Source organism: Vreelandella mediterranea (assembly GCF_970647075.1).
In genome coordinates this window covers 1,696,283-1,711,159 of sequence record NZ_OZ310198.1, presented here as the reverse complement: position 1 = coordinate 1,711,159, position 14,877 = coordinate 1,696,283, and the positions used below count along the sequence as shown (strand labels likewise).

Sequence of the window (14,877 nt, the reverse complement as noted above, 5' to 3'; positions counted from 1 at the left end):
TATAAAAGGCGACCTGAGCAAGGTGTCGACGACTCATCCCTGACGCAAGGAACAATCTACGGATGCAAGATGATCATTCAAAAGCTGACCACGGTTGGCACGAACCCACTCTCGGCGAACAGCAAAAACGGACGAACCAGGATGCATCCTCAGAACGTGTCAATCAAGAAAATGAACGCATGACCCAGGACAACTCACTCCAGCATGAGAAGCGCGACGAAAGGGGCTATATCCGGGTTCCGACCATGTTTCGCGTGGTCCTCGCCGATAGCGATACCGAGCTTGACGGCAACGATGTCTCATTGGGCGGCTTTTCTGCCCAAAGTAGCCGTGCGTTTGAGCCTGGCGAGCGTGTTGACGCGTCACTGATCATGGCAGCGGGCAGCTTTGACGTCATTGTGGCGGCCAAGGCCGAATGCCTTGACACCACTCCCCGAAAGAGCGGCAAGGGATTCGATGTCAGATTCAAGTTCACCGAGATGGACCCGCAGCATCAGGAGTCGCTACGTCAAATCATTCGCAGCTGGTTGAGTGGCCGTGCGCCCAATATCGAAGGCCAGATGGCCAGCGAAGACCCACAGACGCCACGCAAGCGTCAGGCCACCAGAACAACGCCCTCCAAGCGCGCACCCAAGCCTATCGGGCGCTACATTCTCCTGTTTCTTGCGATCGCCTTGTTGGTGTTGGTAGGTGCAGCGACCGCCTATCGTAATTTCGTCTTGATCGAGCCAAGCTTCGCCGCTGTAACGGCACCGCGCATCGATATCCGCGCCCCTAGCCCCGGCATACTTGGCGAGCACGACTTAAACGCGGGGGACCGGGTCGAGCGTGACCAGCTATTGACCAACGTGGTGGACAGCGATCTCGAATCGGACCTGATTTTGGCAGAAGCCGCCATCAGCTATAACGATCGACTGATCGAGAACCTGCGAGGCTCTCTCGAGGAGAATGCCCAAGAGATCAGTCTGGCCAACTCCGCACGGCCGGCCAGCGGTGACACGACCACCTTCGAGACAGTCTCGCCGGCGATCGCCGAGGCCCGTATCGAACAGTTCGAGCAGGTACGCGATTACGAGAACTCGCGCATCGCCGCTCTCAAAGGCGTTCAGGCCAGCAACGAGATATACAGCCCCTGCAACTGCCTCGTTGCCTGGGCGCTGAGTAGTGCCGCGGGCGTTTACATCAACGAGAGCGACCCGATCATGACCCTGGTGCGTACCGATGAAGGTGACGTGATGGTCGAGGCGCTGGTGCACATGGATGACATTAGCCGCATCCAGCCCAATCAGCAGGCCTACGTCACGCTGCCCAATGCCACTCAGCCGATTCGCGCTCAGGTGCGCAACGTCGCCCTTGATATCGAATCGCAGCCCCGGGCCGGTTTCCCCAGCTGGGTACGCCAGCAGCAAAACATGGCCAGTGTACTGCTATTTCCCGAGGAGCCTTTGCCGCCAGAAAGCGTGGGCCAGCCGATCGACGTTCGCTTTAGCGAAACACAGCTGCTGAGTATCGCCTCAGAAAAGACATGGCAAGGCGTGAACTGGATCTCGCAGACAAGCCACGACCTCTATGACACGATCCGGGATGAAATCAACCACTACTGGAACGATACCGATGCCGTCAACACTGAAGGGTAAATACTCAAAGCCATTTAACGGGTTACGATACACGCCTCTACTAGTGAGTGTGCTGGCGCTGCTGCCGTTTTCGGCAAGCCAAGCTGACCAGGCCGAAAATGCCGTGCTCAGCACCCCCCAGGAAGCGCCCTGCTCTCAGCGCTACGCCCTGACGGAAGCCCCGAGCCTGGCGCCCACCGAAGATGCCTATAACGCCATTCGTCAGGCGTTCGATACCACACGACACTGGGGTACCGAAGAGAACGTGGCGTACCTGGCCTCCCAGGACAACGGCCTGAATGAAGCAGGCCTGCGTGTTCGCTATCCCGCGGGCAGCTCCTCACCCGGGGAAAAGCCTCTCGGTGGCGCCGGCTTCTACAGCGACCCCGCTTCGTTTCAAAACGTCGAGCGCGCCTGTTTGAGCTACAAGCTGCGTTTCCCTGCCGACTTCGATTTCGTAAAAGGCGGCAAATTGCCGGGGCTTTATGGCGGTGACGCCCCCTCCGGCGGTGATAACGTCGATGGCGAACACGGTTTCTCCATGCGCTTGATGTGGCGCGAGGAAGGTAAAGGCGAGCTTTACCCTTACGTGGTCGACTTCGAGGGAGAATCGGTCGGTCGCGGCTACTGGCGTTACCCGACCGGCTCATGGGTCACCATCGAACAGGAAATTCAACTCAACGACCCTGAACAAGAGAACGGTGTGGCTCGGATCTGGATAGACGGTCAGCCCGTGCTTGAACAGAAAAACATCGTCTTTCGTACCACGCCGGATATCACCATCGATGGTTTGATGTTTTCCACTTTCTTTGGTGGCACGGGAGAAGGCTGGCGCACGCCCCGCGACCAGTACGTGGATTTTGCCGAGTTCCGCTTCTATACCCCAGGAGCTTGAGCGCGAGCCGTCACGCTTTCGGAGCAATAATGATCATGCCTCTTGGCTTAGCAAAAGGGCGTTCCGCCCAGTTTCTATTTGCATTGCCCGTTGCCCTGGTGGCAATGGGTAGTACTGTTGTGTCGGCTAGTGTGAACCTGGACGAGACGCTCTCTACTGAAGAGCGGCAAAACCTTGACCTTTCCGACTATCGTGTCACTGATACCAACGCCAGTTATTTTGACGTAGAAGCACGTATGGCGCTGCTCGAGCAAACCGACAGCACCATTTTGCTCCAGTTGAAAGACGAGTTCTCGATGGGCCCCAGTTGCCGTCAAAAAATCAACGTAGAGCCCATCACCACCCGGGGCGCGATACCCGGTTTCTATCCCAATCCTGCAGAATGGAAGGTGGCGACCAGGCCACTATTCGCCTTCGAGGATAGCGTATCGGAGCTTGCCGGTGCGTTCGTGGCCAGTGGCGATATTTACTACGGCGAATGCCTGGTGCATTACTTGCACCACTGGGCCGAGGCCGAAGCCATGACGGACTTCGTCTATGAATCGTCGCAGCCGCAAACCTGGTTTGCCTCCGAATCGATGCTGTTCGCGGCGGGCATGGCTTACTCTATCGTGCGCCCTTACATCGACGGCCTAGAGCAAGAAAGGGATATCATTGAACAATGGTTGCAGCGCTTGGCCCTGGAGCACTCGGCAGTACCAGGCTTTGTGCAGGAGAGTTGCTGTAACAACCATTTATATCGTCGCGCGCTTTACGCCACCATGATTGGCGTTCTTGTCGAAGACAACGACCTGTTTCGTTTTGGTGTGGGGGCCATTTATTCGGCTTTAAACGACATGACCGAGGAAGGCGCCCTCCCCCTCGAGGTGCGCCGCGGACGACGCGCTACTCACTACCAGAACTACGCACTCAATTATCTCATCCCCAATATGCAGATCATCCATCGCCAAGGCTATGACATCTTCAATCTGGAGTATGAGAACAGCAATATTCAGGAAGGCGTCGACTACCTGCTCAAGATCCTTAACGACCCCGAAGCATTGGGCGATTACGCGCCCCGCGAACAGTACACCGGTTTTTTGCGTGACCCCCAGTACTTCACATGGATGGAGATCTACCTTTCGCACTTCGACCATCCGGATATGGCCAGTTTCATTACTCGGTTACGGCCTACCTACAATCGCAGCGCGGGAGGCCCCGTCACTCTTTACTTCATGGACCCCGACGCCCAAGAGCATATCCACATGGACGAGCAGCGTCAGGATACCGAGGCTTTTCGGGGTCTGGGCAACTAAACAGTCACCACGCTACATAAGAACAGTAGGGAGCATATGAAGAGGACAACGATCAAGATGCCATACAGACCTACGCTGCAGCTGGCCGCAGCGTTAACCTTGTCAGCATGGCTTGCTGGCTGCGCCGTCACCACCGAGAAGGCCCCTGTCGGAGAACATGCAGGCCCCGTTCCTGCCCACTATGCCGGCTGGTTCTCCAATGCGTCAGAAGTCGATACGGGCGGCTCGGATTGGGAGAGAATCAACCTCGCCCAGGAGCGCATCGAAGAGGGCCGCTTTGATGAGGCCATCGCGTACCTGGCCCCCTTGATGGAGCGCTATGTGCCGCCGGCTTTTTACGAGGTAGCCAAGCTTTATGAACAAGGACTCGGCGTCGAACAGGATTACACCGAGGCGGCACGCCTTTATGGCGAGGCCATTAACCGGCCTTCCTCGACCCGTGGTCATGCCTCGCTCAACCTCGCACAGCTCTATCGAGAGGGTCGCGGCGTAGAACGTAACGACGTGCTCGCCTATCATCTGCTTTGGCAGGCCAAAGAGGCCAACCTCGACCGGACAGCGGAAGTCGACCTTGCCGCCCTGCTGTCCGAAGGCGGCGAAGGCGTGCAAGCGGACCCTGAACTGGCCCGCGAGCTATACGAGCAAGCGGCTTCTCAAGATAAGGAACAGGCGCTGCAGGCATTGGCCCAAGCGCACGCACCCGGCGGTTGGTTAGAAGAAGACTCCGCACGGTCGATGGATTACGCCAAGCGTTACGCCAGTAAGCTCGAGGTCAACGCAAGCCAGGGCGATGTCGACGCCATGTTTCAGTTGGCATCGCTCTACTCCTCGGACGGCCTGCTCAGTGACCAATCCGATCAGGGCATCCAGTGGTTGCAGCAAGCGGCCCAACTGGGTGATCTTGAAGACCGGGCCCGGGCTGGGCAGGCGCTGGCCAACGCCGGCGAATACCGGTTGGGCATCTCGTTACTGGAAGAGCCCGCACGCCAGGGTAACGTCGAAGCAATGACCTACCTTGGCCTGGCACTGTTGACGCCCGGAAGCGATGGTCGACCCTCGGCGCCGGATCGCGCTGAACGGTGGCTGAGCGAGGCCATCCAAGCGGGCTCCAACGATGCTCGGGTGATTCTCGGTCGTGCCCTCGTCGAAGGCCAGGCAGGCCTTGACGACCTACCCCGCGGCATTGATCTGCTCGAACAAGCGGCCGGAAATGACGACCCGCTGGCCCTGGCCCAGCTTGGTGCGTTGTACATGGATGACGAGCGGGTCGAAAGCCAACCTACCGTCGCCGCGGACTATCTGGAGCGCAGCCATGAACTGGGCCACCCCTGGGCGACCCAGCAACTCGGCGCCGCCTACCTGGAGGGCCGGGGCGTGACAAGAGACCCCGAACGCGCCCAAACGCTACTCCAGGAGGCGGTCGCGCAAGGCCAGACCGGCGCCATGCGTCTGCTTGGTGAGGCCTACCTGGCTGGCGATGTCTTGCCCTCACGGCCTGATCGAGGCCGGGAGCTGCTGACACGCGCCGTCCAGAGCGGCGACACCACCGCGATGACCATCCTCGGCGAAGCCTATCTCGACGGCGCGCTGCCAGGCGATGCGTCCCAGGGCATTCGACTGATCACCCAGGCCGCCGAACAGGGGGATGGCTATGCCATGGTATTGCTGGGTCGTGCCTATCGAGAAGGAAACGGCGTCCGGCGCGATCTCTACGAGGCCAGGCGGTGGCTGACCCGAGCGCAGGAGGCAGGCCACCCCTCCGCCGCCGACGCCCTCGCCTACGTGCAACGCGACCTGGGGGCCGAAGGCGATATCGAGGCGCTCATCGCCGCCGCCCGAAGTGGGCAGCCCAGCGCCATGACCAACCTTGGTCGCGCCTATCTCGAAGGTAATGGGGTGGAGCAAGACCAGGCGCAGGCCGAGCGCTGGCTAGAGCAAGCCCACCAGGCAGGCCATGCCGGCGCCGGGGCAACCCTTGGCCGCATGTATCTGGATCGGGGCGAAAGCGCGCGAGGTATCGACTACCTGGAAACCGCCGTCTCCAGAGGCCATGCGGGCGCCCGCCAGGATCTGGGGGAAGCCTACTTGACCGGCTCACACACTGAGCAAGATGTGGCGCGGGGCCTTGAACTGCTCAACGAGGCGGCCGCCTCCGGCGCTACCCATGCCGCCTACGTGCTGGGCGATGCCTACCAGCACGGTGACGTGGTCGAACAGGATGCCGAGCTTGCCGAGCGCTGGTATCGACAGGCCAGTGATGCAGGCGCCCTCTATGCCCGCGCCGAACTGGGTGTTGCTTATATGCGTGGTCAGGGTGCTATCGGCCAGGATGTACCGAAAGGCCATGAGCTACTCCTGGACGCCGCCAATCGAGGTCACGCGGGCGCCCAGGCATCGCTTGGCCGTGAATACCTCAACGGGGACAACATCGAGCAGGATGTCGATCGGGGTGCCAGCTACCTCTATGAGGCGGCAAGCCAGGGACACCGCACTGCTCGTCTCGCCCTGGCCAGGGCCTATCTCCTGGCGCGGGGCTTCGAGAATCCCAATCAGCAGGAAGCATTGCTATGGCTCGATAACCTGATCGATAACGAGGGCCAGCTGGCCGTCGAAACGCTACGCCAATTGCTAACGGATGAGGCCGCGTTTGCCTCCATCGATAATGAACTGGAAACCGTCTTTGAAGATTGAGACGTTAACGTGCTCACCCAATCGTTAGAAATGGCACGACATACGGTTTTGGGCTTCGATGAATAACCTTGTGTGCGATCGCGTAAAGCGTTTCGCCGATCGCACACAAAGACGTTGACAATGTACGGATAAGCGTCACGAGGGCGTTCTAGCGCCAAGGATCGAGGTCTTGATAACGGGGGGGGGAACGTCAGAAATGGAGGCGACCCCAAAAGCCACATCCCGGCACACGCATCCACCACTACCGTTGCTCCCTTCCGGGCCTGGCGGGGTTTGCAGTTTCGCGTTGCGGGAGGACCTAAGGGGCCACCATAGCGATAAAGCCTTGGCGTGCTAGCTTTATCGTGCGCGATGTGGTGGCTACGCCCTGATTTGAACAGGGGACCCCATCATTATGAGTGATGTGCTCTAACCAGCTGAGCTACGTAGCCTTTGCCTCATCAGCGGGTGCAGATTATGCCCACCTTGATGACAAAAGGCAAGCCATAACGGCCTGCCTTTTACACTAAATGTTTAAAATCACGGGCACTTCTGCTTTTTGCGCTGCAAAAATATTAGAGCGCCTGACGAACAGCGGGCAACGCTTCGTCGCCTTCGCGCGTGGTGACGCCTTCGAGCCACTGCTCGAGAACGTCGTCGTGCTCGGCAAGGTACGCCCGGGCCGCCTCGCGGGGGTCCGTGCCTTCATCCATGATCTCGGCCATCAATTGGTTTTCCATTTCGAGCGTGAACGTCATGTTGCCTAAAAGCTCGCCCACGTTGGGGCACTCTTCGATAAAGCCGGCCCGGGTATTGGTGTGCACCGTTGCCCCGCCCAGGTTCGGGCCGAAGTAGTCGTCGGCGTCAGAGAGGTACGCCATATCGAAGTTGGTGTTCATGGGGTGCGGCTCCCAACCCAAAAACACCATCCACTCTTCGTTGGGCACGCGCGTGTTGAGCTCGGAGAGCATACCCGCCTCGCTGGAATCGACGACCTGCCATTCACCCAGGCCATAGGCGTCGTCTTCGATCATCTGCTCGATCATTTCGTTACCGTCATTACCGGCTTCGATACCGTGAATGCGGGCATCGAACCGTTCGGCGTTTTCGGCCAGGTCCTCGACCGAGGTCACCCCGGCGTCATAAACGTACTGCGGAACGGCCAGGGTGTACTTCGCCCCTTCCAGGTTCGCCACCAGGCGCACCACGTCGCCGTCTTCAACGTAGGGGTCGCTGATGGAGGCCATGGAGGGCATCCAGTTACCCAAAAATACGTCGAAGTCGTTATTACGCATACCGGCATACGCAATCGGCACCGATACCGTATCGACCCGGGGCTCGTAGCCCAGCGCGTCGAGCACTTCGCTTGCCATGGCGGTGGTCGCGGTAATATCGGTCCACCCCACTTCGGCGAAACGTACGGTCGTGCACTCATCGGCCATCGCGGCGGCGGGCAGTGCGGTCAGCACTGCAAGCGCGCTCCATTTAGCCTTGTTTGCGTAGCTCATGACTTATCTCCTGATGGGTGAGGGTCTTAGCGTAGTAGCGTTGGGGGGCATTGGTCACTTCGTTTTTATTGATTGAACGTTCAATTAATAAATGCCACGATATTCAGGTAACCATGCCCCAACGGGGATTTCAAGACGAAGCCCTGGGGCTCTCACGCGCTTCACCCTTAAAAACGCCGGTCTGAAACGTCATCCAGGAGGTCATCGTGCCCAAAGTGGGAATGGAGCCAATACGCCGTCAGCAGCTGATCGAGGCCACCATGACCGCGATCGACGAAGTTGGCCTCGCTGAGGTCACTATCCTGCGTATCGCCCGCCATGCCGGGGTATCCGCGGGCATTATCAGCCACTACTTCGGCGGCAAGGACGGCCTTTTGGAGGCCACCATGCGCCAGATTTTGACCGACCTGAGCCAGGCGGTCGCCAAACGGCGCCGGGCACTGACCGAGCGTAGTGCTCGCGCACATATCGGCGCGATCATCGAAGGTAACTTCGACCGCTCTCAGGTCAGTGGCCCCGCGGCTAAAACCTGGCTGGCGTTTTGGGCCAGCAGCATGCACCGCCCGGCGCTTGCTCGCCTACAAAACGTCAACGACCGGCGACTTTACGCCAACCTGTGCAGCCAGTTTCGTAAAGCAATGCCCCGGGCGCAGGCGCAAAACGCCGCGCGCACCCTGGCCGCTTTGATCGACGGGCTTTGGCTACGCGGCGCCCTTACCCCGGATGGGCTCGACGTCGAAAGCGCCCGGGACCTGGCGCTGACCCAGCGAGACCGCCTACTTGGCCTACCCCACTGATTCGATAGCGCCCCATCCGCAGGAGTCTTCCATGAACGTGCATCCCACCGGCCCTCTATATATCAACGGTCGTATGAAAGAGGCTTCCTCCGGCGAAGTCTTTAGCGTTACCAACCCGTTCGATGGCGCAACGCTTGCCAGCATTGGTCAGGCAAGCCAGAGCGACGTGGATAGCGCCGTCGAGGCGGCCCAAATGGGTCAATGCGTCTGGGCGGCCATGACCGGCATGGAGCGCGCGCGGATTTTACTGCGCGCGGTGGCGCTGCTGCGTGAGCGTAACGACGAGCTCGCTGAACTGGAGACGCTCAACACCGGCAAGCCGATCAGCGAGACATCGAGCGTCGATATCGTCACCGGCGCCGATGCGCTGGAGTACTACGCGGGCCTGGCCCCGGCGATCGAAGGCAGTCAGATTCCGCTTCGCGAAAGCTCCTTCGTTTATACACGGCGTGAGCCGCTGGGTGTTATCGGCGCGATTGGCGCCTGGAACTACCCGATTCAAATCGCCTGCTGGAAAGCCGCCCCGGCACTCGCCGCGGGTAACGCCGTAGTCTTCAAGCCAAGCGAGATCACCCCGCTCACGGCCATCAAACTGGCTGAAATCTTGACCGAAGCGGGTCTGCCCGACGGCGTTTTCAACGTGGTGCAGGGCGATGGTCGCGTGGGTGCGATGCTGACCGAGCACCCGGGGATCGCCAAAATCTCGTTCACCGGCGAGGTCGAGACCGGCAAGAAGGTAATGGCCGCCGCCGGGGGCTCCACCCTCAAAGACGTCACCATGGAGCTTGGCGGCAAGTCGCCGCTCATCGTCTTCGCGGATGCCGAGCTTGATCGCGCCGCCGATGCTGCAATGATGGCGAACTTCTACTCCAGCGGCCAGGTATGCACCAACGGCACGCGGGTCTTCGTCGAGCGCTCGGTCAAAAAAGCGTTCGAAGCCAAACTACTCGAGCGCGTCGCGCGTATCCGCGCCGGCGACCCGCTCACCCCCACGGTCAACTTCGGCCCGTTGGTAAGCTTCGAGCACCAAAAGAGGGTGCTCGCCTACATCGCGCTTGGCAAACAGGAAGGCGCGCGGGTACTGGCGGGCGGCAGCGCCTGGGATCACGAGCCGTTCACAAAAGGCGCCTGGGCGGTACCGACCATTTTCACCGACTGCACCGATGACATGCGCATCGTCCAGGAGGAGATCTTTGGCCCGGTGATGTCAGTACTCGCTTTCGATGACGAAGACGAGGTCATTCGCCGCGCCAACGATACCGCTTACGGGCTGGCGGCGGGGGTTTTCAGCGAACGGCTAAGCCAGGCCCACCGGGTGATTCACCGGTTGCAGGCGGGTATTTGTTGGATCAACACCTGGGGCGACTCCCCTTCCCAGATGCCGGTTGGCGGCTATAAATCCTCCGGCATCGGCCGTGAAAACGGTGTCGAAACGCTTAACCACTATACCCAGCTCAAATCGGTGCAGATCGAGATGGGGCCGTTCGAGTCGGTGTTTTGAATACGGCGTTTTAATCCTGCTTCGTTACTCGACTTTCGGGAGGTATGCATGGCTTGGCAACGCGAATTTGACTATATCATCATCGGCGCGGGCTCGGCGGGCAACGTGCTGGCCACACGCTTGACCGAAGACGACGGCGTCAGTGTGCTGCTGCTGGAAGCGGGCGGGCCGGACTACCGCCTCGATTTTCGCACCCAGATGCCGGCCGCCCTCGCGTTTCCGCTTCAGGGCAAGCGCTACAACTGGGCGTTCGAGACCGACCCGGAGCCCTATATGGATAACCGGCGCATGGAGTGCGGTCGTGGCAAGGGCCTGGGTGGGTCGTCGCTGATCAACGGCATGTGCTATATCCGCGGCAACGCCCTGGATTACGACCACTGGGCGAAAGAGCCGGGCCTTGCAGAGTGGGACTACCTGAGCTGCCTGCCCTATTTCAAAAAATTCGAAACCCGAGACACCGGCGCAAGCCCCTATCACGGTGACAACGGCCCGGTCAGCATCACCACGCCGGGGCCGGGCAATAACGTGCTCTACCGCACCTTCATCGAGGCGGCCAAACAGGCGGGCTACCCGGAGACCGAGGACGTCAATGGTTACCAGCAGGAAGGCTTTGGCCCGATGGACCGCTTCGTCACCCCCAAAGGGCGGCGCGCCTCCACCGCCCGTGGCTATTTGGATATCGCTAAAAAACGCGCCAACCTGACCATCGAAACCCACGCGCTGACCGATGTAATCGAGTTCGAAGGCAAGCGCGCCGTGGGCGTTCGCTATCGGCAAAAAGGCGAAGAGAAACGCGTGCGCGCCAAGTGCGAGGTACTATTGTGCGGCGGCGCCATCGCCTCGCCGCAGATACTCCAGCGCTCCGGCGTAGGCGACCCGGCACTTTTGAAAGCCCTGGATATCCAGATCGTTCACGCCCTGCCCGGCGTCGGCAAGAACCTACAGGACCACCTGGAGATGTACATTCAGTACGAATGCAAGGAGCCGATTTCGCTTTACCCGGCGCTCAAATGGTACAACCGGCCCAAAATCGGCGCCGAGTGGCTCTTCAAGGGTGCCGGGGTTGGCGCCAGCAATCAGTTCGAGGCCTGCGGGTTCATTCGCTCCAGGGAAGAAGAAGCCTGGCCCAACCTGCAATACCATTTTCTCCCCATCGCCATCAGTTACAACGGCAAAAGCGCGGTTCAGGCCCACGGCTTTCAAGCCCACGTCGGCTCGATGCGCTCGCAAAGCCGCGGGCGTATTCAGGTGCGATCGAAAGACCCAACCGCCTCGCCCAGTATCCTGTTCAACTATATGTCCAAAGATAAGGACTGGGAGGAGTTTCGCGACGCTATTCGGCTGACCCGCGAGATCATCGCCCAGCCGGCGTTCGACCGCTACCGTGGCCGGGAAGTCGCCCCGGGGGTAGACACGCAAAGCGATGCGGCGCTGGACCGGTTCATCAAGGAGCACGCCGAAACCGCCTATCACCCCTGCGGCAGTTGCCGGATGGGCGAAGGGGACGATGCGGTGACCGACGGTCAAGGCCGGGTCCACGGCATCGAAGGGCTGCGCGTGGTCGATGCCTCGCTGTTTCCGCTGATTCCGACCGGCAATCTCAACGCGCCGACGATCATGCTGGCCGAGAAAATCGCCGACCGTATTCGCGGCCGCGCCCCGTTGCCGCGGGAAAACGTCGGATACTTCGTGGCCGGTAACGCCCCGGCCAGGCAACGAGCCGAACGATTACCCTGCTGGTACCTGCTTGGCTCGCCTGCGCGCCCTTCTTAAGCTTGCCTATCCACGCCACGACATCAAGAAAGCAGCCACCATCGGGCCCACTATAAAGAGATCAAGCCACCGCAGGGTATAGTGGCACTTGAGCAGTACTGGAGCAGTATTCACGTAGTATTTGTGTAGTACTCGTGTAGTACTTGCGCAAAGCAGCGCTAGTCTGCCACTATTCAAACATTCGTTTAAATACGTACCCTGGGCGCTGCCCCGAACCCCCGTTTTGCAAAAACAGGTTTGTACAAAAAGCCCTGAACGAACCACGCTTGAAGACTCTGCATAAACAAAAAGGAGAAATTCCATGCTCACGCTACTGCTTATAGTGCTGGCTGTGATAGGCCTGCTGGTGGTCATGCGCCGCGAAGCCGGTGCGGCCCCGGCCATCGGCGTACTCGCGGTATTGGGGCTGGTGGGTCTGGTGTTCGAGGCACCGGTCACCGGCTTTATCCTCATCATCGCGGCGCTACTGGTCGCGGCGGCGGGCCTCGCTCCGCTTCGTCGGCTGTGGCTCACGCCGCGCATTTTCGCCACGTTCAAAAAAGTCGCGCCGAAAGTATCCGCCACCGAGCGCACCGCCCTCGAAGCGGGTACCGTTGCCTGGGATGGCCAGCTCTTCTCCGGCAAGCCCGACTGGAACACGCTGTTAAACTATAAAGACGAAGGTCTGCGCGAAGACGAGCAGGCGTTTCTGGACGTTCAGTGCGCCAAGGCCGCTGGCATGTGTAATGCCTGGGATATCTCCATCGAGCGTGCTGATCTTCCCCAGCAGCTTTGGGACTACCTGAAAAAAGAAGGCTTCTTCGGGATGATCATCCCGAAAGAGTATGGCGGTCTGGGCTTCTCGGCCAAGGCGCAGTCCATGGCCCTGCAAAAGCTTTCCGCCAACGAAACTCTGATGGTCACCGTGGGCGTGCCCAACTCGCTCGGCCCGGGTGAGCTGCTGCTCAAGTACGGCACTCAAGAGCAAAAGGATCACTACCTGCCGCGCCTGGCCGATGGCCGCGAAATCCCCTGCTTTGGCCTGACCGGCCCGCGCGCTGGCTCTGACGCCACCTCGCTTCCGGACACCGGCGTGGTCTGCAAGCAAACCATCGATGGCCAGGAAGTGCTCGGCGTACGCCTGAACTTCGAAAAGCGTTGGATCACCCTGGCACCGATCGCCACCGTGGTCGGCCTGGCGTTTCGCCTGTTCGACCCGGAAAAACTGCTCGGTGACGAAGAAGATCGCGGCATTACCCTCGCATTGATCCCCCGGGACACCGACGGTATGGAAATCGGCCGTCGCCACCATCCGATCGGCAGCCCCTTCATGAACGGCCCGATCAAGGGACACGATGTATTCGTACCGCTGGATACCATCATTGGCGGCCAGGACATGATCGGTCAGGGCTGGCGCATGCTGGTCGAGTGCCTCTCCATTGGGCGCTGCATCACCTTGCCTTCTGGCGCTACCGGTACCGCGCGCTATGCGCTGGGCTGGAGCGGCGGCTTCACCCGCGTTCGCCGCCAGTTCAACGTGCCGGTCGCCGAGATGGAAGGTGTGCAGGAGCCGCTGGCTAAAATGGCCGCTCTTGGTTATATCGCCCAGGCCACGGTCTACCAGACCGCTAACCTGATCGATCACGGCGAGAAGCCCGCGGTGCCCTCGGCGATTCTGAAAAGCCAGCTAACCGAATTCCAGCGTGAGATTCTAAGCCACGCCATGGACGTGCATGGCGGTAAAGCGGTTACGCTTGGCCCGCGCAACTACTTAGGCATTGGCTACAGCGCCAACCCGGTGGCGATCACCGTGGAAGGTGCGAACATCATGACGCGTAACCTGATGATCTTTGGCCAGGGCGCGATCCGCTGCCACCCCTACGTACTCGAAGAACTGGCCGCCAAGGACGCCAACGACATGAAGGCGTTCGATACGGCGTTCTTCAAACACGCCGGGCTGATTTTCGGTAATGCTGCCCGCGCCCTGACCCTGGGCATCGGCATTGGCAAACCCGGCGTGCCGTTTGACGCCCCTGCTGCTGCCTACGCCCAGGATATCGCTAGGCTCTCGGCAGGCTTTGGCCTGTGCGCCGACGCCGCCATGGCAAGTTTGGGCTCGGCGCTTAAAAAGCGCGAAATGCTCTCGGCGCGCCTGGGCGATGTGCTCTCCAACCTTTATCTTGCCTCCATGGTACTCAAGCAGTGGCAGGCCGGTGACAAGGTCGAAGGTGAAGAGGCGCTCTTGCACTATAGCTGCCGCTTCTTGCTCCACCGCGCCGAGCAGGCGTTCGTCGAAATCTTCGACAACCTGCCCAACCGCGCGCTTGGCAAGGTGCTCAATGCCGTGGTGATGCCCTCTGGCCGGCGCTGGGACAAACCCCACGACGATTTCGCCCGCGATATCGCTCACCGGGTCTCGACTCACAGCGCGCTGCGCACCAAGCTTTTGCATAACACCTGGGATCAGGACGACGGTGAACAGCGTAACCCCTTGGCGCGTTACAACGCCCTGCTGGTGGACTACGAGCGCGCCGAGAAGATCTATCGCACGGTCAACAAGGCCTACGCCAAAGGCGAGCTACCGCAAACCGCGCTTCATCCGGAAGCGCGTGTCGTAGCGGGCCTGGAATCGGGTATCGTTAGTGAAGAGGACGCCGAGTTCATGCGCGTCTTCGAAGAAGAGGTGCTGGAGATGCTCACCGTGGACGACTTCGCCTACGACGAGTTCGCGACCAACAAGTCGACGCTGATCAACCACAACGCGGCCGCCAAACCAGCCCCGGCCGTTAGCGAAGAGGCCAGCATCAAATAGAAAGCCCGCTGCTCAAACGCTACTAAACGGT

Annotated in this window: 9 protein-coding genes, 1 tRNA gene and 1 other RNA gene; 8 read left to right on the top strand and 3 right to left on the bottom strand. The window is 60.1% G+C overall.

Going from position 1 to position 14,877, the window contains the following annotated elements; translation table 11 throughout:
• Positions 1–179: 179 nt before the first annotated feature.
• The 4 genes from ACWFVE_RS07985 to ACWFVE_RS07970 are packed head-to-tail and all read left to right on the top strand — an operon-like array spanning position 180 to position 6,497.
• The gene (locus ACWFVE_RS07985) at positions 180–1,637 is read left to right on the top strand and encodes an HlyD family efflux transporter periplasmic adaptor subunit (protein WP_447528746.1); all 1,458 of its coding nucleotides are present in this window, start codon (positions 180–182) and stop codon (positions 1,635–1,637) included.
• Between the two features lie 43 nt (positions 1,638–1,680).
• The gene (locus ACWFVE_RS07980) at positions 1,681–2,511 is read left to right on the top strand and encodes a polysaccharide lyase (protein ID WP_447528745.1); all 831 of its coding nucleotides are present in this window, start codon (positions 1,681–1,683) and stop codon (positions 2,509–2,511) included.
• Between the two features lie 29 nt (positions 2,512–2,540).
• Entirely contained in the window at positions 2,541–3,806 is a 1,266-nt protein-coding gene (locus ACWFVE_RS07975) for an alginate lyase family protein (RefSeq protein WP_447528744.1), read from the top strand.
• Positions 3,807–3,863: 57 nt separating this feature from the next.
• Positions 3,864–6,497, top strand: a complete 2,634-nt coding sequence (locus ACWFVE_RS07970; RefSeq protein WP_447528743.1) for a tetratricopeptide repeat protein — start codon at positions 3,864–3,866, stop codon at positions 6,495–6,497.
• A 206-nt stretch (positions 6,498–6,703) separates the two neighbouring features.
• Here the strand turns inward: ACWFVE_RS07970 and ffs are convergent.
• The 3 genes from ffs to ACWFVE_RS07955 all read right to left on the bottom strand — a co-directional run bounded on the left by ffs (position 6,704) and on the right by ACWFVE_RS07955 (position 7,984).
• Positions 6,704–6,800, bottom strand: an RNA gene (gene ffs / locus ACWFVE_RS07965) — signal recognition particle sRNA small type.
• 51 nt (positions 6,801–6,851) lie between these two features.
• Positions 6,852–6,928, bottom strand: a tRNA-Met gene (locus ACWFVE_RS07960).
• Positions 6,929–7,051: 123 nt separating this feature from the next.
• Positions 7,052–7,984 carry a choline ABC transporter substrate-binding protein gene (locus ACWFVE_RS07955; RefSeq protein ID WP_447528742.1) on the bottom strand — a complete coding sequence of 311 codons (933 nt, stop codon included), beginning with the start codon at positions 7,982–7,984 and terminating at the stop codon, positions 7,052–7,054.
• 206 nt (positions 7,985–8,190) lie between these two features.
• Between ACWFVE_RS07955 and betI the strand changes: the two genes are divergently transcribed.
• From betI to ACWFVE_RS07935, 4 genes are all read left to right on the top strand, one after another.
• Entirely contained in the window at positions 8,191–8,781 is a 591-nt protein-coding gene (betI, locus tag ACWFVE_RS07950; protein WP_447528741.1) for a transcriptional regulator BetI, read from the top strand.
• Positions 8,782–8,812: 31 nt separating this feature from the next.
• Positions 8,813–10,282 carry a betaine-aldehyde dehydrogenase gene (betB, locus tag ACWFVE_RS07945; RefSeq protein ID WP_447528740.1) on the top strand — a complete coding sequence of 490 codons (1,470 nt, stop codon included), beginning with the start codon at positions 8,813–8,815 and terminating at the stop codon, positions 10,280–10,282.
• A 48-nt stretch (positions 10,283–10,330) separates the two neighbouring features.
• Positions 10,331–12,055 (top strand): choline dehydrogenase, encoded by a 1,725-nt coding sequence (gene betA / locus ACWFVE_RS07940; protein ID WP_447528739.1) that lies wholly within the window; start codon positions 10,331–10,333, stop codon positions 12,053–12,055.
• A 301-nt stretch (positions 12,056–12,356) separates the two neighbouring features.
• Positions 12,357–14,846, top strand: a complete 2,490-nt coding sequence (locus ACWFVE_RS07935) for an acyl-CoA dehydrogenase (RefSeq protein ID WP_447528738.1) — start codon at positions 12,357–12,359, stop codon at positions 14,844–14,846.
• Positions 14,847–14,877 lie beyond the last annotated feature (31 nt).